At 29.3% G+C, this 26,271-nt stretch carries 17 protein-coding genes, 3 tRNA genes and 1 pseudogene; 8 read left to right on the top strand and 13 right to left on the bottom strand.

The window, feature by feature from the left end:
* Nucleotides 1-253: 253 nt before the first annotated feature.
* From FZC36_RS01620 to FZC36_RS01605, 4 genes are all read right to left on the bottom strand, one after another.
* The gene (locus FZC36_RS01620; protein WP_187440084.1) at nt 254-970 is read right to left on the bottom strand and encodes a 16S rRNA (guanine(527)-N(7))-methyltransferase RsmG; all 717 of its coding nucleotides are present in this window, start codon (nt 968-970) and stop codon (nt 254-256) included.
* 76 nt (nt 971-1,046) lie between these two features.
* Nucleotides 1,047-1,922: a GTPase Era gene (era, locus tag FZC36_RS01615; RefSeq protein ID WP_187440083.1), complete on the bottom strand. Its 876-nt coding sequence runs from the start codon at nt 1,920-1,922 to the stop codon at nt 1,047-1,049.
* A 119-nt stretch (nt 1,923-2,041) separates the two neighbouring features.
* Nucleotides 2,042-2,743, bottom strand: coding sequence for a beta/alpha barrel domain-containing protein (locus FZC36_RS01610; protein WP_148972250.1), 702 nt, complete (start codon nt 2,741-2,743; stop codon nt 2,042-2,044).
* Nucleotides 2,744-2,949: 206 nt separating this feature from the next.
* Complete coding sequence (locus tag FZC36_RS01605) at nt 2,950-4,371, bottom strand: AMP nucleosidase (RefSeq protein ID WP_187440082.1); 1,422 nt, start codon at nt 4,369-4,371, stop codon at nt 2,950-2,952.
* Nucleotides 4,372-4,734: 363 nt separating this feature from the next.
* Between FZC36_RS01605 and FZC36_RS01600 the strand changes: the two genes are divergently transcribed.
* From FZC36_RS01600 to FZC36_RS01575, 6 genes are all read left to right on the top strand, one after another.
* Nucleotides 4,735-8,856, top strand: a complete 4,122-nt coding sequence (locus FZC36_RS01600; protein ID WP_148972248.1) for a hypothetical protein — start codon at nt 4,735-4,737, stop codon at nt 8,854-8,856.
* A gap of 535 nt (nt 8,857-9,391) precedes the next feature.
* The gene (locus FZC36_RS01595; protein ID WP_187440081.1) at nt 9,392-10,591 is read left to right on the top strand and encodes an APC family permease; all 1,200 of its coding nucleotides are present in this window, start codon (nt 9,392-9,394) and stop codon (nt 10,589-10,591) included.
* A 260-nt stretch (nt 10,592-10,851) separates the two neighbouring features.
* Nucleotides 10,852-10,925, top strand: a tRNA-Gln gene (locus tag FZC36_RS01590).
* Nucleotides 10,926-11,068: 143 nt separating this feature from the next.
* Entirely contained in the window at nt 11,069-11,593 is a 525-nt protein-coding gene (locus tag FZC36_RS01585; RefSeq protein WP_148972246.1) for a cold shock domain-containing protein, read from the top strand.
* Between the two features lie 333 nt (nt 11,594-11,926).
* Nucleotides 11,927-12,008, top strand: a tRNA-Leu gene (locus FZC36_RS01580).
* A gap of 265 nt (nt 12,009-12,273) precedes the next feature.
* Nucleotides 12,274-12,347, top strand: a tRNA-Lys gene (locus FZC36_RS01575).
* Nucleotides 12,348-12,581: 234 nt separating this feature from the next.
* Here FZC36_RS01575 and rsmA read toward each other — a convergent pair.
* The 4 genes from rsmA to rho form a co-directional block, all read right to left on the bottom strand.
* Complete coding sequence (gene rsmA / locus FZC36_RS01570) at nt 12,582-13,424, bottom strand: 16S rRNA (adenine(1518)-N(6)/adenine(1519)-N(6))-dimethyltransferase RsmA (protein WP_148972245.1); 843 nt, start codon at nt 13,422-13,424, stop codon at nt 12,582-12,584.
* Between the two features lie 26 nt (nt 13,425-13,450).
* Nucleotides 13,451-14,887, bottom strand: coding sequence for a hypothetical protein (locus tag FZC36_RS01565; RefSeq protein ID WP_148972244.1), 1,437 nt, complete (start codon nt 14,885-14,887; stop codon nt 13,451-13,453).
* Nucleotides 14,888-15,121: 234 nt separating this feature from the next.
* The gene (locus FZC36_RS01560) at nt 15,122-15,718 is read right to left on the bottom strand and encodes a ribonuclease HII (protein WP_148972243.1); all 597 of its coding nucleotides are present in this window, start codon (nt 15,716-15,718) and stop codon (nt 15,122-15,124) included.
* Nucleotides 15,719-15,894: 176 nt separating this feature from the next.
* Complete coding sequence (rho, locus tag FZC36_RS01555; protein ID WP_420887542.1) at nt 15,895-17,271, bottom strand: transcription termination factor Rho; 1,377 nt, start codon at nt 17,269-17,271, stop codon at nt 15,895-15,897.
* Nucleotides 17,272-17,818: 547 nt separating this feature from the next.
* Between rho and FZC36_RS01550 the strand changes: the two genes are divergently transcribed.
* A complete protein-coding gene (locus FZC36_RS01550; protein ID WP_148972242.1) occupies nt 17,819-18,724 on the top strand; it encodes a hypothetical protein in 906 nt (301 codons plus the stop codon).
* 235 nt (nt 18,725-18,959) lie between these two features.
* Here the strand turns inward: FZC36_RS01550 and dnaN are convergent, their stop codons facing one another.
* The 4 genes and pseudogenes from dnaN to pdhA form a co-directional block, all read right to left on the bottom strand.
* Nucleotides 18,960-20,093: a DNA polymerase III subunit beta gene (gene dnaN / locus FZC36_RS01545; protein ID WP_148972241.1), complete on the bottom strand. Its 1,134-nt coding sequence runs from the start codon at nt 20,091-20,093 to the stop codon at nt 18,960-18,962.
* Nucleotides 20,094-20,222: 129 nt separating this feature from the next.
* Nucleotides 20,223-21,599 (bottom strand): dihydrolipoamide acetyltransferase family protein, encoded by a 1,377-nt coding sequence (locus FZC36_RS01540; protein ID WP_148972240.1) that lies wholly within the window; start codon nt 21,597-21,599, stop codon nt 20,223-20,225.
* A gap of 195 nt (nt 21,600-21,794) precedes the next feature.
* Nucleotides 21,795-22,766, bottom strand: a pseudogene (locus FZC36_RS01535) (pyruvate dehydrogenase complex E1 component subunit beta); the annotation flags it as partial.
* Nucleotides 22,767-22,884: 118 nt separating this feature from the next.
* On the bottom strand, nt 22,885-23,862 hold the full coding sequence (gene pdhA / locus FZC36_RS01530) for a pyruvate dehydrogenase (acetyl-transferring) E1 component subunit alpha (RefSeq protein ID WP_148972238.1): 978 nt from the start codon (nt 23,860-23,862) through the stop codon (nt 22,885-22,887).
* A gap of 267 nt (nt 23,863-24,129) precedes the next feature.
* On the opposite strand from pdhA, the gene FZC36_RS01525 reads away from it, so the two are divergent.
* Nucleotides 24,130-24,747 carry a hypothetical protein gene (locus tag FZC36_RS01525; RefSeq protein WP_148972237.1) on the top strand — a complete coding sequence of 206 codons (618 nt, stop codon included), beginning with the start codon at nt 24,130-24,132 and terminating at the stop codon, nt 24,745-24,747.
* Nucleotides 24,748-25,161: 414 nt separating this feature from the next.
* On the opposite strand, the gene FZC36_RS01520 is transcribed toward FZC36_RS01525, so the two are convergent.
* The gene (locus FZC36_RS01520) at nt 25,162-26,247 is read right to left on the bottom strand and encodes an FtsW/RodA/SpoVE family cell cycle protein (RefSeq protein ID WP_148972236.1); all 1,086 of its coding nucleotides are present in this window, start codon (nt 26,245-26,247) and stop codon (nt 25,162-25,164) included.
* Between the last annotated feature and the right edge of the window lie 24 nt (nt 26,248-26,271).

The raw sequence follows: 26,271 nt of genomic DNA, 5'->3' as shown, positions 1-26,271 counted from the left end.
GTTTTGTTTCTATTCAACTTGCGCTCCTGTTTTTTAACATTATCCTTATAAAATTTGTATTTCTAGGATTCTTTATATAATCCTTACTTATGATTGTGATGATTTTGTTCAACTTCGCCCCTGTTTGCTTATAATCATGTTTTAAAATCTAGTATATTTAATTTTTATTTATTTAAGTTTAATATTTAGCTTGTTTTGCAAACAGTTTAACCTAAAAATCATTATTACTACTATATCTATACTTTAATGCTTATCAGATTTTTCTTAAATTTTTTAACTCTAATACAAATCCAGGCATATACCTACTTAGAATCTTGTGATTAAAATTCCATTTTGTCAAAGCTTGTTCCAATTCAGACTCTACATCATTAGATTTTATGAACAAACCTACTGTATCTTCTGACCAAATATGCTCTGTATATTCTATGCATTTATCTACCTTGCCAAATCCCTTGGTAACTATATATTTTATTTCTTTATATTTGCATGAATTAGAAGATTGTAAATTAAAGTTTCTGATATCAGAATTATATACTTGCAAGTTATTTAGTTCTAATTTGATTTTTACCTCATCTAAGAAAATGCACTTCTTTTTATGAATTTCTACTAAAATTACATCCAATCCTAATATAGCTAAAATAACTCCAGGAAACCCATTTCCAGATCCAAAATCCAATATATATTTACATAGTTCTGGACTTTTTGGTTCATTTAATTGATCTTGTTCTGTGATATTCTTTATCCCAAAAAAACTTTCATTTTCAGATTTTGCAGAAGTTAGTTCACTGTCCATGAATTTTAACAAATAAGCAGAATCCAAAATATGTTTTCTTAGATTCTGAAGAGCGTTTGTGCTTACCAAATGAAGCATAGGTTGCCAATCCAGTATCATTTGCATATAAATATCTAATTTTGTTTGTTGATCTTTATCAAAAATTCTTGAAATTTTTTCTTTGCCAGATTTGTTCAATATAACCCCTTCTCTTAGTTTTAAAACCATTTAATATCTAAGTTTACGTTCAAAATTATTCCACAACATTATAGGTTTAGCTGCTGTAATAAAGTTCTTTAATTGTTTCTTCAAATTGATTGTCTTTTACAACTTCTACAAAAAGCTGTCCAGGTCCCCATAATGACATTAACTCAGCCCTTGCAGCAGATCCTATTTGTTGTAATTTGAATCCCTTTTTACCTATAATGATTTTTTTATGAGATAAAGTTCTGACTAATAATCTGACTCTTAAAACCCATTTTTCTGAATTGAAATCCCATTCAGTTGGTTGTACGGCTATGTTAAAGGGAACTTCTTGGTGTATAGATTGGAATACTTTTTCTCTAACATATTCAGCACCTATCCATTCTTTTGTTAGGTTTGTATCTTGATCTTTATCAAATAACCAAGGCCCTTCTTTAGCTAAGCTTACTATTTTATCCAATAATTTCTCTGTACCAGTTTTTGTGTTTGTGGAAGTTAAGAAAATTGGATCTTCATAACTTTTGGATTCCTTTAACCATCTTCCTATTTCATATAATTTGCTTTTTTTAGGTCTATCTGTTTTATGTACTGTGACTAATAAATTTGCATCAGTTTTTTTTGCTACATCAAATAATATCTCTGTTCCTAGCTTAAATGGACTTAAAGAATCTATAACTAATAATATTGTGTCTACATCTTTTAAGGATTCATACATAGATTTTTGTAGGTGCTTTCCCCATACACCATGTTTTTTAGCAAATCCTGGAGTGTCAACGAAAACAACCTGCGTATCTTCTTTTGTTACTGATCCGAACACATTATTTCTAGTGGTGTGTGGTTTTGAGGAGACTATACTTATTTTCTTGTTAAGCCAATTATTTAGTAAACTAGATTTTCCAGCATTTGGTGGTCCAACTATCGCAACTAAAGAGCATTTTTGATTCATAAAGTGAGTATACATCATAAGATACAATGATAAAATGAAAACTTGTACATTGTTTGTTTATTTATTAACTTATTTTTACATTTTATGATATTTATAAGTTAATTTATTATTTAAATTAACTAACTAATCTTATTGTACAAAAAATCCTTATATGCAGATCCAACTACGCAGCCTTTTATTTTGTGATGTTGATTGGTTATGGTGTTTTCTGTAATTTTCTCATGATCATTATTATATTTATATACTGCTTGTATTGTTTCTAAATTAACCCCTCCATCTACAAAAATATTCTTTGTATGGTAAAAATCGTTTGTAGCTTTCTCTTTACAAAAAGAATCAATTTTATCTAATATAAGTAAGTTTTTTTCAATGAATTTCTGACCACATTTGCCTGGTTTGACAGTCATGATCAATATTTCATCTATTTTATCAAAAATACTCATTTCTTTTGTTCCAAAATTTTCTATAGAGATTCCAATTTTTATATTTTTAGATTTAACTTTTTCTATAACAAGTTCTGGATTGTTTGATGAGTCTATGTGGAAGAAAATAGAATCTGGCAATGCATCTTGTGATAAAATTTCGTCTATAAAGTTATCTACATACCCCATAATGTGTACTTGTATTGGTTTCTTGAAAAATTTCTTTATAAATTTTATGAAATAAGGAGGTATTCCAAACTTGTTTATAAAATTACCATCTATATAATCTAAATGAATTCCTGCAAAACTATTTTCTATCTTTTTGATTTCATCTTCGAAATTTATTGTTTCAAATGCTAATAAAGAAGCGTAAAGGTCTAGTTTCATTTTTTCGTTCATCTCATCATTGTACTTATATTTTTGTATAATTATTACCCAGAGCAGTGCGTTTGCAGGTCATATTTCAAGGGAATGGTGAATTAATACAAAGATAGTCAACAAAGGTTATATAGGTTATATAAGAATGTTTCTGTAGTAGTGATTATTTCTAAACTAAGTCTAAACTAAGTTTAGTGAATTTAGTCCATATTCTTTAAATAATTTTTTTATCTAAATGGAACCAGTTTTTTACCTTTTTTACTTGAATTAGTTCTTATGCTGTAATTTAGTTTTTTGTTTATATTCTTTACAGCTTCCATTCCTGTGTTGAAATGGGTTCTTATTCTGGTTTCATAAAAGTTTTGAGCCATTCCTTTTAGTTTTAATTTTCTATGCAGAGGCATGTCTGATATGCATAGGAATGTAAGGCAAGGTACAGAGAACCTAAATCCATTTGTTGCTATAGTTGCAGACTCCATATCCACTGCTATAGCATTAGATTCTGAAAATTCTTTTACCATTTCTCCATTTAGTTCCCAGTTTCTATCTCCAGTAGTTGCTATCGTTCCTTTGTGCAATTTTTCCCCATTGTGGTTGTTTCTAAGGACGCTTTCTTCTAGACATTCTGTCAATTCTTTTGATGCTGGAATAGGTATTCTATTTGCAATATATGGATCTAAAACATGATCATGTCTTGAGTAGTTTTGAGCCAATACGTAATCTCCGACTTCTTGGCTTGAATGTAATCCAGCGCAATGTCCAAGCATTGTCCAGCTATTAGGCTTAAGAACAGCTAAATGGTCTGTAATGTTTTTAGCATTACTAGGCCCTACTCCTATATTGATAAGAGTGATTCCTCTTCTGTTTGGAAGAGAAAGGTGGTAAGCAGGCATTTGTGGATTTGTATTAGCTTTTACACAAGATTCATTTTTAGAAATGTGGAAATTAGGTCCTGTCATGGATTCATATTTTCCTTCTTCTATGAGTTTTTTACCATCTTCTAAGAAAAAATCTACATAACTTTGGTAGTTTGTGAAAACTATGTTGTTTTGAAATGTTTCTGCATTTGTTCCGCAGTAGTGGTGTAATCTGTTTAGGGAGTAGTCTACATGCTCAGCATGGAATGTAGATATATTTATTATGCTTTCTTGTTTGTGAATTTCTGAAAGTCCAGTTTGTATTCTGTTTATGCAAGGTGAATTGAACTTCATTCTTTTTTCAAGATTTAATTCATTGAACAAATCTTCTGACACAAATGCCAATGACATGGGGTAAGAAGACTTCCCTACCCATATATCTCCACCTGAGCTTGTTATTTCTTTCATTTTATTTATGTAAAAATCTTTGAAAATTTTAGGCTTAGTAATTGTAGTTCCGTAAAACCCTAGTTCTAAACTACTTGCATTTTTCTTTTTTGATTTTATTTCACACCCTATATAAGGATATGTTATATCGCTTTCACATACTGAATCATCAAAATTCTTTTGCTTACTCATTTCTTTTAGTAAGTCAGCAGACTGATCATAAAGATACAGACAGTAGTTATAAGCTTCTTCAGGTGAAGTAAAGCACTTAGGATCTGTTATTATTTCCTTTAGTTTAGAAGGAATATCTTTTGGAATATTTGAGTAATCAGTAAGTTTGTGCACTATCGAATGATAAGTGTCTTTTATGTTTAAAACAAGTTTTTCTTAATTAAATTGCAGATTTGCAGAGTTTCACTACTTTTTTATGAGCTAATAGAATATTAATAAAATGATATATACAATGCATGTTTATGCTTAATACAAAATATATATATGTTGATTAGTTTTTGTATGAAATATTTCTTCTAGTTTTTAGATAGTTTTTTTAGTTGTTAGCTGTTTTGGAAATAAGCAGGATTTAAGTTAATTTCTTATTCTATTTGTAGAGTGTAAATTAAGTATTAAGAAAAGTATTGGAAAATGTAAATTATATGATAATATTCCTATATGAAAAGAAATTTTTTTCGCTTTTGTTTGACTGTTTCAGTGTGTACAAGCATAGTAAACGCGGATTTTGACCTAAATAACGGGTTTGTAATAAAAAATGAAAATGCTCTTGCAAGCTTTAATGAAGATTTTGGAAAATTGTCCAAGAGTCATAAAAACTTAGTTGGATTTATAAAAAGAGAAGATAACGGCACTTTCTTTTATCATAAAGATGGAGTTAGATTTGACTACAAAAAAGGCACCAAAGGTTTATCTTTTAACTCTAGACATAATGTTGCTGACAAATGTTTCTTAAGAGGCTCAGACTTTAACAGAGTTTTAAATGCTGTAAATTTTAATTTGAAAAATAATGTTAGGACCAGCAATAGTGTAAAGCTGAATGAACGTTTGTTAGAAACTGTTACAAACGAAGGTGTTGAACTTGAAAATTCTATAAAGGAACAAGATGTACTTGAGAGTAAAATTGTTGAATTAGAAGAAAAGTTAGCTTTAAAAGAAAAATGTGTTGCAGAACTTGAGGTCTCATTTAGAAAAACACAAAATGCACTTGAGTGTAGAATGGATGTTTTGGTTAAAGAGAAAAATGCACTTGAAGGAAAACTAGGAACAGCAGGTAAAGAATTAACTGCTAATAATGATTCTTTAGAAGAAAGTGTGAAAAATAACGAAGCACTCCAATCAGAACTAAAAACTTTAAAAGAGTCCAAAGAAAATCTAGAAAAAGATTTGGAAAATAAGCAAAAATTAGAAAAAGAATTAACAAATCTAAAGACTGAATTGTCTGAGAAAGCTACAAACCTATCTTTGATTCAGAAAGAGCTTGATGAACTTAAAGAAAGTTCTGAAAAGTCTACAACAATTAAAAAGAACGAAGAAATTCTTAAAGAAGCTGAAGTGGAAAAAATGGCAAATGAATTAAAAACTACACTTGAGATAGAGCAAAAGAAAAAATTAGATTTAGAAGCAGAGTTAAATGCTAAAGCTGAGAATTTGCAAGCAGAATTAAAAACATTACAAGAATCTAAAGATGAACTTTTAAATGACATTAAAGAAAAAACAGTAAAAATAGAGCAATTAGAAAATGATATAAAAACAAAAGATTTTGATATTTCAGAAAATATGACCAAATCTTCAGAAACTAAAGCCAAATTAAATAAAGAAGTTTCTGAAGCTAAAGAAAAATTAAACACAGAATTAAATTCTTTACGATTAGCAAGTCTTATTGAACAAGGAAATATGAAGCGTGCATTTATTGTACAAGAAGAAAGATCCAGTCTTGAAAAAATGTTGTCTGATTTTAAGTATGTAAAATTATCATTAGAAAATAAAAAAGAATTACTTGATAAGAATACAGAGATTGAAAAAGTAACAAAAGAAAGTGTTGCAGCAGATCTTGAAAAAAGACTAAATCTAATTATTGATAAAGAAGAGTTAGTAAGAGATTTGTTGGAAAGAGATAGTGAGTTGAATGGAATTCTAGTAGATTTTTATAAATCTAGTCTTGAAATGAATTCTGCAAGAAAAATTTCATCAAATGATGCTGGCATACAAACAGAGTTGGGTTTTTCTTCAGTTTCTGTGAATACAGATTCCGAAGGTATTTTACGCTCATTTCCTAGAAAAAGGTTTGAAGAAGGGTTTGAAAATGAAGTTGATCTAAGTTTAAATTCTGATAATCATAATATAGCTGGAAATGATTTTGTACGTGGATTAAGTGATTCAGGTTCACAAAGAAGAAGAGCTAGATCTGTTTCATATTCTCGTAATGATTGGGATGGGGAGTTTTATCCTAAAAGATCTATATTAGAAAAAGGTTCTTTGAAAAATGCATCTGATGCAGCGCGTAAATCTTTTTCAAGACCTGAGCTGAATAAAAATATTTCTGAGGATCTTGGTAATGGAGCAAGGTTAGCAAGTAGATTTTCTGATGATATAATTCAAATTTCTAGAGATAACCTTGATAATGTTGCCTCAGTAGACTTGTTCGAGCAGAGTCACGTTTTGTCTACCTTAGCTAGCATTCCATTAACAAATGAAGGTTTATTAGTTGAAGATTTAAGAGAAATGATCAGGGGATGTAATTTGTCTGATACAGAAATTAAGTCTGTGAAAGATGAATTAGAAAATTCAGAAGCAAAAGTTCTTGATAGTATTTTAGATGAAAGCAATAAAACACAGGGCAGTGGTAGCGCAGTATTTTTAGATGATCTTGCAGCATCTGTTTCTAATGCAAGGCTTTCAGATGCAGCATACGAACCAGAGAGAAAAATATTAAACGCAATACTGTCTTGCAGAACTAGCTTTGCAGGAAGTCCAGCTAGAGCCTCTGAGTTTGCTTTAAGTAGAGAGACAAGTAAGATTAGATCAGGTTCTCCAGAACCTAGAATTCCTGTACAAACTACAGAACGAGGAACCCAATCATCTCCACCTCTAAATCCTTCACAATCTCCGGTACCTACCCTTCCACTTGGTTCCGTTGATAGGAATTATTCTTATGCAACTGCTTCTCCAGAAAGTATAAATAGTACAAATAGAGGAGATATGTTAGAAACTCAGAGAGGTATAAATCTTACATCAAGCTTCAATTCTACAATTGGTCAAGGACAGCAAAATCCTTTATTAGATCCTAGCAATACTGATGGATATATAATGAGCGATAGAAATGGAAAAGTAACTGATAGATCAGCAAGACAAGTTGATTCTGTTGATCAAGAAGAAAGAGATCAGGTTCAAAGCCATTTGAAAACTAATGCTGAAGCTGAAACAATTGCTGCAAGTCCACAAAGAGGTGTTTTGCCACAAACTCCTAGAGATTCTATGGATGGTGGAAAAAATTCAGAGAGAACTATTGAAGGTTTTAAGAGTAACTCAGATAAAACAGATAGCAATATAAATAAGAGTAAATCTGGAGCAGAAACTCATAGAACAGAAGAATTATTACAAAAAGCTCAAGCAGAATTAGAAAAATCTGGATCAAATGGCACTGTAACACCTAAAAGTTCAAAAACAGACAGCCTTAATGGGTCAGGAAACTCTTCTTTTGTAGCTGTAGAAAGTAAGTCTAGCAGTGGAAAATCTGGAGATGAGTCTGAAGAATTAAATGTAAAGTTAAACTCTGAAGTAAATGAATTGAAGTTAAGCAAAATTAGTGAAGGTTTCTTAAAGGAAATTGAAACTGCAGAAGAAAACTTTGCTTTACAAGGATTATCTGTTAAAGAATTGAATTCTAAAAAACTAACAGACAAGCAAAAAAGTACACTTAAAAATCAAATGATAGCTCTGGAAAACAAAAAAGAGGAATTGAAAGATGAATATTTAAAAAATGCAATTAATCGTCTAAAGATAGAAAATTCTAAGAGCCATAGTTACACAGCATTTTCTAATGATCAAAAAGCTTTGCAAAGCACTGAAGAATATAAGTCTTTGTTTAATGAAAAGAACTTTGAAATGCTTAATAAAATTTCATTGAATGGAAAATTTGAAGACTTTAAAAAACAATTCGCTGTACCTTCTTTAAAGAATATTTGGAAAAAAGCTATTTTTGTTAAATTTATACTTACAGAAAATAGCTCTGAATATAAAAAAGAAGATTACAGTGCTGAACTTTTGATACAAAACATCGTTGATAGTAAAGTTTTTGGAAAAATGGTTAAATCAGTTGATAATAAAAATATTTCCACAGATTTAAATATTAATTTAGCAAATCAAGCTATAAAATATGCAGAAAGTAATCCTAATGCATTTTTGAAGCTAAGAAAAAAAGTAGTTAGAAAACAGAGTGGTTCAGATTTGAGCAGAAAAGGTTCTAACGTTTCTGGAGTTTTATTTGGTAGAAAAAGTAGCATGCAGAGTTTTGGAACCCCTGTTTCTGCTTCATTAAGTAGATCAACAAGTGTAACTCCTGAGAAAGTTACTAGACTTTTTAGTAATTCTCCAGAAGTGTCAAGAAATCAGGCTATAGGATCTGTTTCTAAAAATAAGAAATCAGTAAAAAATACTGTAAAAACAGCTGAGGCTAACAACACTGAAAATAAAAAATCTACTTCAAGAAGAAGCAAAAATCAGCAAAATGTAGCTCCTAAACCAGCTACAAAACTGAGCAGAAAGTCATCTGCTTCTGATAAAAATAAAAGCAACCCAGTTAAAATAACAAATATTTAAACTTTGCTTTATATATAGTTACAATAAAACGCTATTTAATAGAATTTTCAGTAAGACTTACTGAGATGAAATTCATGTATAAATGTATAAAAGTGTATAAAATTCAAACATAAAACATAGTAATAATATAATATTTAGAAAATAAATTTCTAAAAAAGTTATATAATTTAAATATCATATGGTGAGTTGATTATTATGTCTGCTTCCCTACCCCCTATTTAATTACCTGAAAATCTAGACAATGTTCTCATTTATTAGATCATTATTATTACGTTTTCTAGAAATGAAGTAATAAAGTCAAAGAATTTAATAATATATTTAGTTTATTCATATAGCATTCTTGTCAACTCTTTTTGAGTTTGTGTATAATTTTTAGCTCTGTTTATAAAATTTATTTAGCTTTTTATGTAGAAATTATGATCTGAATTTGTTTTACTTACATTTTTATAACTTTTTCTTGAAGCTATTTTAAAAATACTGGAGATTATTAGTAGAAAGCACTTTCTATTTTGTTTTTCATGTGATATTTTTGTTTGTGCGAAAAAAAATAAACTTCCTATCACTTAATTCATTTATAATAGGTAATATAATCGGGAGTGGTGTATTGTTGCTTCCTTCTAGTTTAGCAAGATTTGGTTCATTTGGTATTTATGCATACTTTTTGAGCGCCTTAGCTATGTTTTCTATAGGTATGGTATTCTTTAAACTGCAAACTTGGACAGGTTGTCAAGGAGTGCATGGTCCAATAAAAAGCATGTTTGGAGAAAAAGCTGGAGCAGTGGCTGCGTTTGTGTATTGGCTTTCTGTTGTTTTTGGTAACGGGTCAATGATAGCTACACTGTTCTCTTATATGGGTCTTTATAGCATTTCTTTTTCTAAGGTGTTCTTTTATTCATTTTTAATCATGTCATTAATAACACTTGCTAATTCATTCGATATAAGAATGGTAGAAATCATAGAGATTGCTGTTGCTTTTATAAAGGTTATTCCTTTGCTTGTAATCCCTATGATGTGTTTTTATAAAGCATATTTTTCAGAAATACCTTTTCCACCAGTTTATGATTTTAATCAGGCAATTTATAAAGGAATTCCTATAGCTTTATGGGCATTCTTAGGAATAGAAACCGCTGTAATAATTTCCAAAAAAGTTGAAAATCCTGAGAAAAATATACCAAGGGCATTAACCTTAAGCTTATGTATAATATCTTTGATATACATGTTAGGTTTCTGGGTTATGGTTAAGTTAATACCTAATTTGTCCAGCTCCACATCTCCTTATGCAGATTTGTTATGTTTTATACTTCCAAATAGCTACTCTTGCTATGTAGGATATTTCATCAGAGCCCTTTCTGTCATGTTAATACTTGGAACGATATATGGGTGGGTTTTTACTTCTGGAATAATAATACAAGATTCTGCAAATGAAGGGCTTATGCCGAGAATATTTGCAAAACAGAATAAATTCGGTTCTCCTGCGATTGGTTTGTGGATTTCTAGTGTTTTATCTACTTTATTTATAACTTTAACTTATCAAGAGAGTATTCTGAGTCATTTCGAGCTTATGACAGAGATTTTAGTGTTAATGACATTTTCTATATACCTTTTTGCTAATTTTGCGTTTTTCTCAGTTGTGCTGAAGCAAAACAAGAAAACATTTACAAATTTAGCTTATGGAGCTGTTTCTTTATTTTCTATAATTTTTGCTATGTTTAGTATAATTAAAAATATACTTTAATAATCTTTTAGTTATTTACAGGTTAATTTTAGAGTTGTATTAGAGCTGTAGAGCTGTGTGTTGTTTATTTTTAGAATTATTAGACATGTTTAGAGCATATTGTATAGATATGAAGAAATGTATTAATAGAATATCTAGTGCAATTATTTGAAAATAGCTATGGTTTTTTAGTATAATTATAAAAATATTGAAAAATTTACTAAAAAAGGGTTGTAAAGAATAATTTTTTGTATATGATAACTAGGGTTGTGCAAAAAAAATGGGAAATAGTTTAACGGCAGAACACCTGACTCTGGATTAGGTAATCTTGGTTCGAATCCAGGTTTCCCAGCCAACTTGGAAATGTAGGAAGAATAAATATCTATATATTCTCCTGAAGATCATATGAAAAATACGTGAGAGTCTCTATTTTGCTATTGTTTTGTTTGTAAAACAATGACATAATCCTTCTATTATTAAAATTTATTTAAGGAGGATATGAAATTGAACGACTTGTACTCTTTTTCGCCTAATTTACTAAAAAACATTAATTGTAAAGTAAAATGGTTTAAAGCTAAAAGGGGATATGGTTTTGTTGTAAATGAGCAAATCAAGGAGGATATTTTTATACATTCTTCTGTTTTGCTATTGTTCAAAAAAGACCTTGTTTTATCCCCTTCATCTAATATAGTTTGTGATATAAATTTGAACGGACATATGCAGAAACCTCAAGTAATTGCAGTACATGAAGTTTTGGGTTCTAAATCTGAGAAAATGGACTTGCAAGAATGCAAAGGTTACATTAAATGGTTTAACGAAATAGATGACTATGGATTTGTAAGAGTTGATAACTATGATGTGTTTCTACCTGGAAAGGCAATCAGAGAAAATAAAATTAACTTTTATGATCTAAATCCTGGCACAGAAGTGGATATTTCATACTTCATTGATGAAAATGAAAAGAAAATTGTACAAGATATTAAAGAATCTAATAAACAAAATGTACAATCTGCAAATTTCTGATAAATTATATTTCCTGTAATAAAATTTACCACTGATTAAATTGTGGATGTAAATTCTTTATAACTACATAAAAAAGTAAAAAAGTATAGATATATTACTTATAAGAAGCATTATTATAAATTTATGAATTAATTTTCTTATAAGTTTAGTTTTTATATATAGATCTTATTTTAATGATTTGTAATATATTTGTGGGTATCTTTTAATGCGCTGACATTATTTTCTAGCTTAATTGCTCTATGACTAGTAGTTTCTACCAATATATCCTATTTGTATTATGGTTTTAGATCATATTATTGACATGTAAAGATTTTTATAAGAAAATGATTCATTGCCTCTGTGGCGGAATGGTAGACGCGGCAGACTCAAAATCTGCTATTCCTAGAATGTGAGAGTTCGAATCTCTCCGGAGGTAATCTTTATTAACACCCTGTTATTAAATTCATAAACATAACCCTTAAAGTTCTTTTATAAGTTCTATTTATGTAGTTTATATAGGTTTAAAATAAAGTTCTTATAGAATTAAAGTGGATTATTATGTTTATTTTACAGAATTTACTATTTATATTTTGTTGATAAGAAGAGTTTGAATAATGGAACTTTATAATAGATTAAGATTACATTTTATATCCAATATATTGACATAGAGGTCTAAAAAAAATATAATTAAGCTCTACAGGGGGCACTTAGCTCAGCCTGGTAGAGCAACTGACTTTTAATCAGTTGGTCGTAGGTTCGAATCCTACAGTGCCTGCTTTCTGTATATTTCCTAATGTTTATCATCTGATGAATTGATTTTTTATATTACTCTCATGTTTGAAAATAATTTTAAATAGGGTTTTATTTAATTATGGAATTACCTTACTTATTATGGCTTATAGCTCTATACAAAAGATTACAATAATATACAATATTTTCTAAGTGTACATTTTCATTGTTTGTAAATATATGATTAAAAATTAATTTTTATGAGTAGCGGTTTAGTTAACTATGATTTACTTTCATTTAAGTAAATTTCAGCTACACGTTGATATTGGATAGATGTCACTTCAGATGGCCTAACCTTATCAATGTCTACAACTTTTGCAAATATTTCAGTTAATAATTTATCTGGGCTTATATTGTTTTTTAAAGTTTTTCTAGGTTTGCTAAAGCATAACTTTGTTATATAATCCAATTCTTCCAAAACCATTGAATTGAAGTTTTTCTTGGGAGTTATTTTAATTACTTGAGACATTACTTTCGGTGGTGGGCTAAATGAATTTGGACTGATTTCAAGCAAAGTTTCTTTTGATGATGAAAGAAAATCAGTGACTATACTTAACCTACCAAAAGTGTTTTTATTTTTACTAATTATTTTTTGTGCTATTTCTTTTTGAACCATGAAAATCCCAAAATTTGAGTTATTTGAGAATTTGAGCCAGTTTATTATTATTTTTACAGATATATTATAAGGTAGGTTTCCAACTACTGTATTTTTATTATGTAAATCCTTCCAATCAAAATCTAATATGTCTCTTAGAATTATTTTATAATCTTTTTTACAATCTTCTAAATTTTTTTCTTTACCAGTTTCTGACTCAAAAATGCTTTCGATTATTTCAATAAATCTTTGATCTTTTTCTATTGCTAATAGTTTTTTTGCACCATGTTTTATTAGAAATTTTGTCAGATTACCAGTTCCTGGCCCTATTTCTACTATCTGACAAAGTGCATTTACATCATTTAAAAGCACTGGTAATAAAGCTGATTCAGCTATTCTGTTTAGGGCAAACTTGTTTGTCAAAAAATGTTGACCTAAGGATTTTTTAGTTCTTATTTTAGAATTCATTTAAAAAACCTTTCTGATAGCACGAATTATTTAGTGATTTTGGATAGCTTAGCTTTTAAGAAAAATGCAAGTTCTAATCCATTGGATTCTTTCATATGATTTAAAGTTCTCTCAGAATCATTTAATTTTCCATTACAGACTTCAGAATAGATTTTCTCCACTAGGTCTGCTTTGTTTTGACTTCTATTAATAGTTAGTCTTATTCCAGCATCTGCATTTTTATGTACAGGCTTTGAAAAACCAAGACAAAATACATGTGATGTTGCAAGTACTGATTGAGAATCTATTGAAAATTCAGTTTCTCTACTAGAAAATAAATATGAGAAAGCAAACTCTGATCTATGAAGAACACCTCTTGGGAAAATGTATCTTAACGTAAAGCAAGCTGAAGAACCACCATTTCCTTTGGATTTATCATGGTTCAGTAATAAAAGCTCCTCTGAATTTTTGGTTTTACCTTCTGTTAAGCCTTGAAAATCAATTGTTTTTAAATATTTTTCTACATCTTTAGAGAAATTGTATTGGAAGCTAGTTCCTGCAGAAAATGAGCTGTTTTTATACCCAATTCCAATGTTTGCGCAAGTGTTTCTATTAAATAAAGCATATTCATTATTATGTCTTGCATATGAACCAATGTTTGCACCAAGAATCATCGTATCATGATCAGAAACTGATTTTTCTAAACAAGTTGCAAAGGCTACATGATTGGTTTTTTTACTATATTTGTTGATCTTAGTATTTGTATAGGAAGATCCCATGTTTCCAACTTCTGGAGCATAGCTAAGTCCTACTTTTAATGTATCTTTTGATGAAATTTTAGAAATGTTTTTCAAATAGATTTTTGCTGCATCTCCAGAGGTGGTCATTGAAACTGGTGAGGAAATTACATTTGGAGATGGCAATGTCTCTCTTGATGAGAAAAAGCTTTCAAACTTATCTGAAATAAGTGAAGTTGAGTAGAACGCTATGTCATCCTCTGCGCCTTTCAATGATCCTAAGCATATATATAAATCTTGGCTGTCATTTTTTCCATAAGCTTGCTTGAAATAAACGTATAGATTCTTTACAGCAAAATTTTCTGGAATTAATTTTATTTTTGTTTCTATTCCAAATGTAAGTTTAGATTCATTTTCATGTGAGAGTCCGAAAACTACCTTGCCTATTTTGAAATAAAGGTTATCAAAAGGTTTTTTATCTACTTTTTCTGTTAATAATCCATCTCTGATTTTTATTTCTATGTTATTTAAAGCTGTCTCATCTGCAACCTTTGATTTAGAGACTAAATAATTTACTGGCTTTTCATCTTGTGAAGAGTAAATTGATTCCATCTCAGTTGATAGTTTTAAAGAAAACTTTGTTCCACTATTAGCATTGAATGCTTGTCTTGATTTTGAAACATAAGTTTTAGAACTTAAAGATGTGCTAACTAGTGTAGTAAAAAGTAATAAAGATTTTAAAAACATGGACTAATTATAATTTATTTTTATAATATGTTGTAGTGATTTTCATGATTTTATAACCATTTTTAATCTTTTTTATATTATAATAAACTTAACTGCGTATTTTTTTAAGGTAGTATAAAATTAAAAAATTACGATTTCTTTAAATAAATATTTATCTGAATTGATTTTTTACACTTCGTATGTTTTTTATGTTCTCAGCTATTATTACAATAATTACCAAGGAAGGTAGTGAATTTATCTTGGAAAATTATAGCTTCTTCTATGCATTTTGTGTGTAGAAAATTTCTTGATCAAAAGCAAGTGTTCTGCAGTGCCATATCCTGAGTTTTTCTGCCATAAAAATGGCTGATCTACTTTCTTCATACAAAAATCCCTCATTTCTTTTGCTATAATAGAAGCATGAGAAATATATATATTATTGCAATCCCCTTTTATTAAGGATTCTATTTTTATATCTTTTAAATTTCTTTCATTATTATACAAATCTAAGTACGTACAATCTAACTTTGGTTTATATTTTCCATCTATGATTATTTTATCTATTTTATATTTTCTGGAAATGTTTAAGATTGCTCTTTGAAAAGAATTGTCAGTAGCTTTTCTAATACCTTTTAGATCTATTTCTTGAGGATCTGCCCAACCAATAGACCAAATATGTTTGGAAAATAAATAACCTAGAATTTCATGCCTTTTTTTCTTAGAAAGCATTTTTGAATCTTGTATTGGAAAGTTTTCTATGTGTTTTCCTAAAATTCCACAACAAACTACAGGTCCAGCTATTGGCCCATACCCTACCTCATCTATGTACAAAATATTTTTATGTGTATTCATATAAGTTGTTCCATTTTTATATTTTTTATATAATTTCAGACTATATCAGTTATTTGCTTACCATAATAAGCTAAGCTGTTTGCTTACCATAATAAGCTGTTTGCTTACCATAATAAGCTGCTTGCTTACCAAGTGCTTATGTGATCTCTACTTATGCATAGACTTTGCTAACTTATTTATCTTTTATTTATTCCATTCATAGCTTTGAAAAATTCAGCATTATTAGGGGTGCTTCTTATCTTATCTAAAAGCAAATTTAATGAATCAGTTGGTTCCATATCAGCAGTAACTGCTCTAAATAACCACATTTTAGAAAGTTCAACTTCATTTCTAAGAAGATCTTCTTTTCTAGTACCAGATTTGCTGATATCCAGAGCAGGGAATATTCTCTTGTTAGCTGATTTTCTTTCAAGAACTATATCTGCATTACCTGTTCCTTTGAATTCTTCATAAATTATGTCATCCATTCTTGATCCAGTGTCTACAAGTGCTGTTCCAATTATTGTCAAGGAACCACCCTCTTCTAAGTTCCTAGCAGAACCGAAAAATTTCTTAGGGTGTTGTAAAGCATATGCATCCACACCACCTGTTAGAACCTTACCAGAAGAAGGAAGTACTGTGTTGTAAGCTCTTGCTAATCTGGTGATTGAGTCAAGTAATATCACGACATCTTTTTTAGATTCTACTAATCTTTTTGCTTTCTCTAATGTTCTTTCTGCAACCTTGACATGCCTAGAAGCAACTTCATCAAAAGTTGAGCTTATAACTTCTCCATGTACAGATCTTCGCATATCTGTAACTTCTTCAGGTCTTTCTCCTACAAGAAGTATTATTAAAATGGCTTCAGGATGATTTTGGTGTATTGCATTTGCTATTTGTTGCAATAATATTGTTTTACCTGTTCTGGGAGGAGCTACTATCAATGCTCTTTGTCCAAAACCTATCGGAACTATACACTCTAATGCTCTTAAGCTAGAAGAAGAGCTCTTATCTTCTATTTCTAGGTTTATTTTCCTTGTTGGGTACAAAGATGTAAGAGATTCAAATGTAGATCTTCCTAATAACCTTTTAGGAGGTTCTTCATTTATAGACAACATTGTCTTTATAGAATAATTTTTTTCTGATTTTTCTGGAACTTTGATAGTACAGCAAATATTGTCCCCAGGTCTTAAGCTATATTTAAATATAATGTTTTGTGGAACATATATATCATCTTCAGAAGCTGTGTAATCTTCAGAAGAATATCTAATGAACCCAAAGCTATCATTTATAATTTCTAAACTTCCATATGCTTTTATTTCATATCCATTTTTAGAGTAAGATCTTAATATTTCTACCAACAAATCTTTGTTTTGTAATTTGTTTATATTTATATTTAAACTTTCAGCCAGCTCAGCTAGATACATAGGTTTTTTGCTTCTAAGTTTGCACAAATCTATTTTTACACTCTTTTTTTCAACAGGTTTGTTTTCTTCTAACTTAGGTTCATTTAGTTCAGAGGTATTCTTTTTGCTTTCATTCTGATTGTTTTTAGTTTTACTCTTTTTGTTTATATTTTTGTTGAGATCTATTTCATTTGTAGGTAGATCATCATTATTTATTGAAGAGCTTGTAGAATCAATCTCAGGATTTTTAATATCTTCCTTTGTATTCATATCATGTGATTTTTCTATGCCCCGTTCATTTGAATTTAATTGTTCTTCTTTCAATGATGTTGGTTGATTTATTTTTGTTGATGAATTTGAATTTTCACGAATTAAGTTTCTAGTAGAATTTCTTTTTATCGGAGATTTTTTTGTAGAATATATTGTTCTTGTGGGACTTTTTATATTTGTCCCAGAATTTTCTTTAGAGTTTTTGTTTTTTAAATTAGTAACTTCAGTCTCTTGTGCTGACATAAGATTACATTCCTTTCGATTTTTGAGGGGAAATTTATCTAGTCATGGTATATGTTTTATAGAAAAAGGTCAAATGATTACCTTATATAGTATATTTTGTTTTAGATTTTGGGATTACATATATAAGTTACATGTAATTGAATTTTTTTTAATTTTAGATTTAATATTAATATTTATCTTATTTTGCAATAGAATAAAAAGTATGTACTTATTATTATTCTTTATAACACTGCTTAATACTGTATTTATTTCTGGGGAAAGCAATTCTAGAGCAGAGTCTAAAAACGAAATTACAAAAACCAAAAACATTACTCCATTAAAAAATTCTGTTAGTAAAAAAGAAAATAAGAATTCAGTAAACAAAAAATCAAAATATGTACAAATAGGAAACCTAAATTATACAAAAAGTGATTTAGATGGAATAAGTAAATTCTTAGATTCTGCTTATTCTGAGTTGATGAAAGTTCCTAACTTTATGCCAGCTCAATCTTTAAGAAAATTCAATGTAGTAGATTTCTTAGTTGAGTGTGAAGCTGTTTTGGTTGGAACTGAACAAAATTTGTCAAAAATGTCAAATAAAGAAGAACTAGAAAAATATTTAGGCTCTATTATAAGTTCTGAACATGAAATTAAACAAAAGTTTATAAGAATGATAATTGGTCAAATGTCTATTCTTTCTGTAAATAATAATCAAGGTAATGAGTCTAAAGTTGAGTTAAATCACAGTAAATTAATAAAAAGTTTTAATGTCATTCTTATAAAATCTAAAAAGAAATTAGATTTAGAGAGATTTAAAGGAAGAGTTGCGAAAATAGAAAAAGAACAATATTTCTCAGAAGTTATAAAAATGGATTATTCTGTATTCACAGTGCCAATACATGAGTATCAATTAAATTCCAAAAATACGAAAGTAATAAAAGATACATTTTTAGGTGAGTTTTCAGAAATAGTTTTTGAAGAAGGTTATTATAAAATATTCTTTGTAATAGATAGTAATTATTTGAATATAGAGCTAATAAACAAGATCAGAAATTCTCAAGAGGCAGAAAATCTGTACAGGAGAGTAGTTAGATTTAATAAGCCTTTAGTTTATGTTAAATACTTTTGATTATATAATTTAATTTCAAATACATGTTATCAAATTTTATCAAATGTGTTTTTGTAGTGCTTAGGTTATATCTACAAATTGTGAACAAGCTTTGTGAACAAATCGTGAATTTGAATTAATAATATACCAATAACAAAATAATAAACTAATAATGAATTTAGGTTTTATTATTTTTATTCTCATTACAAGTTTTATCTCATTTCAATGTCTTATCTCAAATTTGTTTAATATAGATTTATTCTATTGGTGAGGTTATGTATACGAAATTTGGCTCTTGCATGCTTTTTAGAATTATAGGTTTGTTTTTTCCATGATATTCTACTTTTATATTTCCAGAATTAAATGCTCTTAGAAAATCCATCCATGTTTGAAATTGTATTTTAAATGAAGATTCATCTCCCAAATGAATTCCATCTATATCTTCTTTACTTGATCCATAATTGTCATTGTAGCACTCTAGATTCATTTTGGATTTCAAGTTTACAGATATATTTTTCAAACTGTCCATAGAAATAGTTGAAACTCTATCTAATACTTCCTTTAAATCCTCCAAAGAGCATTCAAACGAGCTTTCTTCATTTTTTAGTACTAGATTTTGATAGTCTTTTGGAAAATTTTCAGGTAAAAGTCTGCTTGTTAAAGAAAAATTACTAGATTCTATTTTTACATGCTGTTCATTTTTGTAGAAACTTAGTTCAGTAGAATCTTCAAGTAATATTAAAATTATTTCTACTAATTTTTTAGAAATCATAAATTTAAATTTATTAAACACTTCTAAGCTTGTATTGTTTTTTTGTAAATCTTCATTTGAGATTATATCTCGAGAATATATAGACATTCTAAAGGAATCTGTTGATGCGAATACTACATCCTCACCATTACATTCCAACAAAACTCCATTAAAAGAAGATCTAATTGCTTCATTTGATGATATAGATGTTTTTGATACTCTAAGTATTTTAATAAGCTCTGCTGATTTTCCTGAGAAGCATTTTTGGTGCTCTTGTTGGGTTAATTTAGGCCACTTTTCATGATTTATTACCTCTAAATCAAAAGATCCTTTTTTATATTTTACGCAAGCGCTTTGAGTCGAGGTTTGAGATATTTCTATTTTAGTGTCAGATATTTTTCTTACTAAATTATAAAACATGTTTCCAGGCAATGTTATAACTCCCTCACCTATTATATCCACTTTAGTTTTGTGATTTAGTAAAGTATCTCCATCAGTGCTTTCTATAACCAGACTATTGTCTTTTGCTTCTAATTTAATATAAGAGAAAATTATTTGAGTTGGTTTCTTGTCTATTATTTGTTGATGTACCCTAAGGGATTTTATTAGTTCGCTTTTTTCTATGACTACTCTGAACATTTCAAGCCTTCCTTTATTATTAGTTGATGTCGATTTAATAAACTGTTTTTTAATTTTTTAGAGTTTTAATCTTAACCTTTTTATTCTATATAATTATGATTTTATACAATATATATGATTAACACTACCTTATCTTATTATTCTGATTGGATTTTCAATATTTTGTTTTAGTTCTCTAAGAAACAGAGCAGCATCATATCCATCTATTATTCTATGATCTATGGACAAAGAAAGATTTATTCTATTGTTTAATCCAGAACCTACAGCCAATATTGCTCCTTGAGGAGGATTTATCACAGCATCAAAGGACTCTATTCCAAGCATTCCTAGATTTGAGATTGTAAAAGTTCCTCCTTGGTATTCATGGGATTGTAATTTCCCAGACTTGGCTTTTTCTGCTAATTCTGATGATATAGAAACTATTTCTTCCAAAGTTTTTTGTTCAGCTTTCCTAATTACTGGAGTAATCAATCCACCATCTATCGTTACTGCAAAATTTAGATCTATATTTTCGTAGTTTTTAACATAAGATTCAGATTCAGAGACAAACAAAGCAGAATTCATGGATGGAAACTTTTTAAGAGTTTTTGAAGTCATAAATAATATCCAATGATTTATAGTCGTTTTTAATCCATCTTCTTGTAGATCAGATTTCAAAGACTTAAGTTTTGAAATATCTGCGCTAAGCCTTAAGTAAGCATGCGGTATACTTTGCTTTGAAAAAGACATTCTATCTGAAATAACTTGTCTCATTCCTGAGAGAGATGTTTTGGTATGTTTTGGTTCATGTTCAGAGAACATTTGACAATTTGTATTGGTATCATTTCTTCTAGAGCTAACTGCTGATCTAGAGTTAGTTTGGTTTGGTTTTGTTTTTAGGTAAGAAACAACATCTTCTTTTACTATCCTACCATTTGGACCTGTTCCATTTATATTATTTAAATCAATGTCTTTTCCACTAATCAATCTTTTCGCTAAGGGGCTGATTTTTATTCTATTAGCATGACTTGTATTTGAATTATTCAAAGAATCAGTATTAAAGTCAGTGCCAGGTTTTGTAGAATTACAATCACTTCTGTCATTAGAGTCGCTTACGTTAATTTCTCCTACATTTATATCACTTCTTACAGAGCTCAGGTTATCTGCTAATTTTGTGTTTTCTAAGCAACCGTTAGAACTATTATTTTTTTCATTAGAAGATTCTAAATTCTCATTTTCTGAAGGGTTGGTTTTTATATAATCTTCCAAATCTGCTATTGTTTCATCTTCTTCTAAAATCCACCCTATAATTGATCCGACAGGTATGTTTTCTTGACCATTTTTTACGAGTAATTTTGCTATGGTTCCATCTGTTATAGAGTCAAACTCCATTACAGATTTATCAGTCTCAATTTCAGCTATTATATCCCCTATTTTCACTTCCTGTCCTTCTTTTACAGTCCATTTTGTAAGAGATCCTTTTTTCATTGTAGGTGATAACACTGGCATTTTGATTGAAATAGGCATTTAAAATTTATAACATATCTGGCATGCAAAAGTAACCTAAGCACAAAGCACTTATTATTTATTATATAATAACGGTTTAATATTAATTGTATAAATGCAAATGGTATGAAAATTAGTTTAAAAAACATATTTATATTGAGGTTTATAATAAGATTTACAATTATTAATAGTTTAATATTAATAATATTTATTAGATTAAATTTTGTTAGTTAAGTATTTAATTTTATTTATTATTTTTTCTACAGTAGGTACTGCAAGTTCTTCTAAGTTTTTTGCATAAGGGAGTAATGTATTTTCTGCCGTAACCCTTAGTGGTTCAGCATCTAATGAATCCCATGCCTTTTCATTTACTATAGATATAACCTCTGATGCTATGCCAGAATACGCCCAACCTTCTTCGATAGCCAAAACCCTATTAGTTTTCTTTACAGAGCTTATTATTGTTTTTTCATCTATAGGTCTTAATGTTCTTAAATCTACAACTTCACAGGAAATTCCTAATTTTTCACATTCTTCTGCAGCTTTGAGTGCAAAACCAACCATTCTAGAGAATGAAACTAAAGTTACATCAGTCCCTTTTCTAATAACAGCAGCTTTTCCTATCTCTACTTTTTCATTTGTAAGTGCGAAACCTTCTCCATACATAAGTTCCTGTTCCAGAAATACAACTGGATCTGGATCTTTTATAGATGCCTTTAGTAGTTCTTTAGCGCTATGTGAGTCGTAAGGAGAAATTACTTTTAATCCTGGGCAATGTGCGTACCAGCTTGCAAAACATTGTGAATGCTGAGCTCCAGTTCCTGCTGCCATTCCGTTAGGTCCTCTAAATACTATTGGACAAACAGCTTCTCCTCCAGACATGTAACTAGACTTTGCTGCAGAGTTTATAATATGATCTATAGCTTGCATTGCAAAGTTGAATGTCATGAATTCAACAACTGGTCTTAATCCAGATAATGCAGCTCCAACACCTATTCCACCAAATCCCATTTCTGATATTGGTGTATCGATTACTCTTTTATCACCAAATTCTTTATGCAATCCTTCAGTTACTTTGTAACTTCCTCCGTAATGTGCAACATCTTCTCCCATTACAAAAACAGTTTCATCTTCTCTCATGCATTCTGCCATTGCGTCTCTAAGTGCTACTCTTACAGGTACTTTTTCTGAATTCATTTTCACTCCTATGTTTTTTTATTTGTACTAAATCTTATTCTCTCGATTTGCTGATTCTTTATTTTTTTTATCTATGTTTTATTGATTGATTTCTAATTAATCATATTTTTTATAAAGATTTTGTATAAAGATCCTCAAACATTTCATGATTTTCTGGAAATGGAGATTCTTTCGCAAACTTTACAGATTCAGAAACAATTTCCTTAACTTCTTTTTTGATTTGCTTTACTTCATCTTCGGTCATGAATTTATTTTTTAAACACTTTTGTTCATATGAAGAAATTGGATCCAAAGCTTTGTACTTATCTATTTCTTCTTTTGATCTGTGCTTGTCAGGATCTGACATTGAGTGAGGCCTAAACCTGTAAGTTGCAGCTTCTATAATATATGGCTTTCCTGATCTTGCTATGCTTAAACCTCTATCTGCAGCTTCTGACATCTTTTCTACATCCATTCCATCAACTTCTTCTGAGTCAATTCCGAAACATTCACCTCTTTTATGTAATGGACCTCCAGCAGCAGATCTTTCTACAGACGTTCCTATCGCATATCCATTATTTTCTATTATATAAAGTACTGGTAGATTCCATAAAGAAGCCATATTCATAGATTCGAAAAACTGACCTTGATTTGAAGATCCATCACCTAGAAATACAACACAAACTCCATTGTCTTCTTTGTATTTATGTGAAAATCCTATTCCAGTTCCTAAAGAAGTCCATGCTCCAACTATTCCATGACCTCCATAAAATCTGTTTTTTATAGAAAACATGTGCATGGATCCACCCTTACCTTTTGAGCATCCAGTCGATCTTCCAGTTAACTCTGCCATTACAGATTTAGGATCACATCCAGCTATGATTGTATGTGCATGACATCTATATCCTGTTATCATGCTGTCTTGAGATTGCATTTTTGAATTTATTCCAATTAAAACAGCTTCTTGTCCTATATAAGGATGACAAAACCCTCTTATTAGTCCTTCTCTGTAAAGTTGAACAGTTGCTTCTTCGAATTTTCTAGCAAGAAGCATTTGCTTATATATTTTGTGATACTTATTATCTTTATCCACAAATAATGTTGGCATAATAAACTAAATTTATCAATGAAATCACCAAAACACTCAGTATAATCATGTTATATATTCATTATTATTGTATAAGTAAAATTGCCTATAAGATTATATTTTTATAAACCAATACGTATTGCAGTAGTGATATTAACTATTTCTAAAATAAAAATTAGTTATAATTTTGAATAAAATGTAATTTAATATTTTTATATAATTGTATATTATTTTACTTTTGTTTAATCAAAAGAAATTAATCTGTGTTTTAGAAGGGGTTCTTTACTTATGAACATGAAAAAATTCGTTTCTTTTGCTATATTAGGTCTTTGCTGTTTTAATGCTGAGGCAGGTTTTAGAAGTAGTTTGAAAAAAGCTGCTGGAGGTGCTTACGGTGCTGCTAAAGGTGCTGCTAAAGGAGCAACAAAAGTAGCTAGTTCTGCTGCTAACGTAGCTTACCAAGGAGCTAGCTATGCTGGTCACGGGATTTACAACGCAGGAAGATCTGCTATAAACTCACAAGCTGGACAAAATGCTATATCACAAGCAAAACAAGCTGCTACTGAAGCAGGAAATGTAGCTTACAATAGTGCAAAACAGACTTGGGATGAAGGAAATTACAAAAATAGAGTCTTTGACCCAAATAAAGTTTCACAGGTAGTTACAGGAGTTGCTCAATACACAACAACAGGAGATTCTTCTGGGTTGAAAAACACAGCTAACAACTTCTATGGAAGAGCAAAAGATGCTGCTCACACAGGTTATGTAACTGGTGTAAGTAATGTAACTGGTGCAGTAGGATCACATGTTACAGGAAAAATAAATGGAATGTCTGGTTACTCAAATGAAGGAATGCATCAACCATCTGCTCCTCCAATGCCAAAAACTGGATCTGACGTTTACTAAACACGGAATCTGATTTTTAAAAATCACTAAATGCCTCTGAGTGATTTACTGATTAAACTTACATTAAGCAGTTTATTAGAGGCTTTTAGTTTAAAGCTATTATTAACTTTTAAAGTTATCTTAGAGTTTTGTTACTATTTAATTTTACTTAACCAACAGCTATTAACTACATAACTGTATTAGTTTTTATTGGCTTAGTATTAATTTAAATATTGTACTAATCAAACTTCTTACCAATTATTATTTATTATTTAATTGAAAATTACTAAATTACTAAATTACTAAAATTTACTTTTACTTCTTTTGAAGATATGAGTTTAAATTGAAGATATGAACTTAAATGACAGTAATATTACAAAAATAATTTGTGAAATATAGAAATACTTTATATTTTCATTATATAAATAGCTAAATTTAAGAGCATTCCATTCCAAAGCATTGAGATAACTTAGCTTTCTTATATTTTTTGTTTGATATGAAAATAGGAATTATTGTCCAAAATGAGATTAACAATGATGTTCCTCCATGACTTATAAAAGGTAATGTTATTCCTTTTGTAGGTATTATCCATAATGCAGAAGCCATATTTATCCAGGCTTGTATAAAAATCACAAAAACAGAGCTTAAGATCAAATAATATTCTGGGTATGGCTTTAGTATTTTTGATTTTCTTACATTTGATAAAACTATATATCCAAAACAGTACAAAATTAGGAAACACCCTACCATACCTAGTTCTTCAGCTATAACAGAAAATATAAAATCAGAATAAGCATCTGGAATGTATTTTTTAAACACGCCTTTTCCTAATCCTAACCCTAGCAGTCCACCGTTTTTTATTGCTTGTACAGACCTAAATCCTTGGTATCCACCCTCTAGGATGTTTTCATTTCCTAAGAAGAAGTTTTTTATTCTAATTCTGACATGTGGGAAATATATTATTACAAAAATACAGAATACTAATCCTAGCCAAAACAGTGGATATAGCTTTTCTTTTTTAAAGTCAGAATATAAAAGCTGAATTATCATTACAGATCCTAAAAGTAATGTTGATCCAAAATCAGGTTGAGTTATTAATAAAATAAAAGAAACAAAATAAGATAAAAAGAAATGTTTTAAATTGTTTTCATATATATAATTTGCACATATCGCTATGCATGAGCTCTTTAATAACTCGGACGGTTGTATAGAAAGTCCAGCAATGCTTATCCATCTTTTTGACCCCTTTGTTACTGTTCCTTTGAAAAAAGTAAATATAATTAAGAAAACAGATATAAAAAACAGTATTCTAGAAATTTCTATATATGAATCATACCCTTTTTTCGTAATGAAATTTATTAAGAAAAAACCTACAACCCATATGATTATATGTCTGAATATTGATATGTTCCATGGTATGTAAGCTGCCATGAAAAATGTACTTATTAGGAAAAACATTACAAAAGGGAAAAATGTCCTTAAATCTAACCTTCTAAACATAATTTCTAATTTCTTTATCACAAAACTATTTTACTTTATTGTTGA

Origin of the sequence: Candidatus Nesciobacter abundans, assembly GCF_008189525.1 — a bacterium.
Lineage (GTDB): Bacteria > Pseudomonadota > Alphaproteobacteria > CAJXXZ01 > 1604HC > Nesciobacter > Nesciobacter abundans.
This window is presented reverse-complemented; position numbering and strand designations above follow the sequence as displayed.

Coding starts and splice junctions, on each gene's coding strand:
- era (WP_187440083.1), bottom strand. CDS start 1,922: ATGAATCAAAAATGCTCTTTAGTTGCGATAGTTGGACCACCAAATGCT.
- FZC36_RS01610 (WP_148972250.1), bottom strand. CDS start 2,743: ATGAACGAAAAAATGAAACTAGACCTTTACGCTTCTTTATTAGCATTT.
- FZC36_RS01585 (WP_148972246.1), top strand. CDS start 11,069: ATGAAATTGAACGACTTGTACTCTTTTTCGCCTAATTTACTAAAAAAC.
- rsmA (WP_148972245.1), bottom strand. CDS start 13,424: ATGAATTCTAAAATAAGAACTAAAAAATCCTTAGGTCAACATTTTTTG.
- FZC36_RS01565 (WP_148972244.1), bottom strand. CDS start 14,887: ATGTTTTTAAAATCTTTATTACTTTTTACTACACTAGTTAGCACATCT.
- FZC36_RS01560 (WP_148972243.1), bottom strand. CDS start 15,718: ATGAATACACATAAAAATATTTTGTACATAGATGAGGTAGGGTATGGG.
- FZC36_RS01550 (WP_148972242.1), top strand. CDS start 17,819: ATGTACTTATTATTATTCTTTATAACACTGCTTAATACTGTATTTATT.
- dnaN (WP_148972241.1), bottom strand. CDS start 20,093: ATGTTCAGAGTAGTCATAGAAAAAAGCGAACTAATAAAATCCCTTAGG.
- FZC36_RS01540 (WP_148972240.1), bottom strand. CDS start 21,599: ATGCCTATTTCAATCAAAATGCCAGTGTTATCACCTACAATGAAAAAA.
- pdhA (WP_148972238.1), bottom strand. CDS start 23,862: ATGCCAACATTATTTGTGGATAAAGATAATAAGTATCACAAAATATAT.
- FZC36_RS01525 (WP_148972237.1), top strand. CDS start 24,130: ATGAACATGAAAAAATTCGTTTCTTTTGCTATATTAGGTCTTTGCTGT.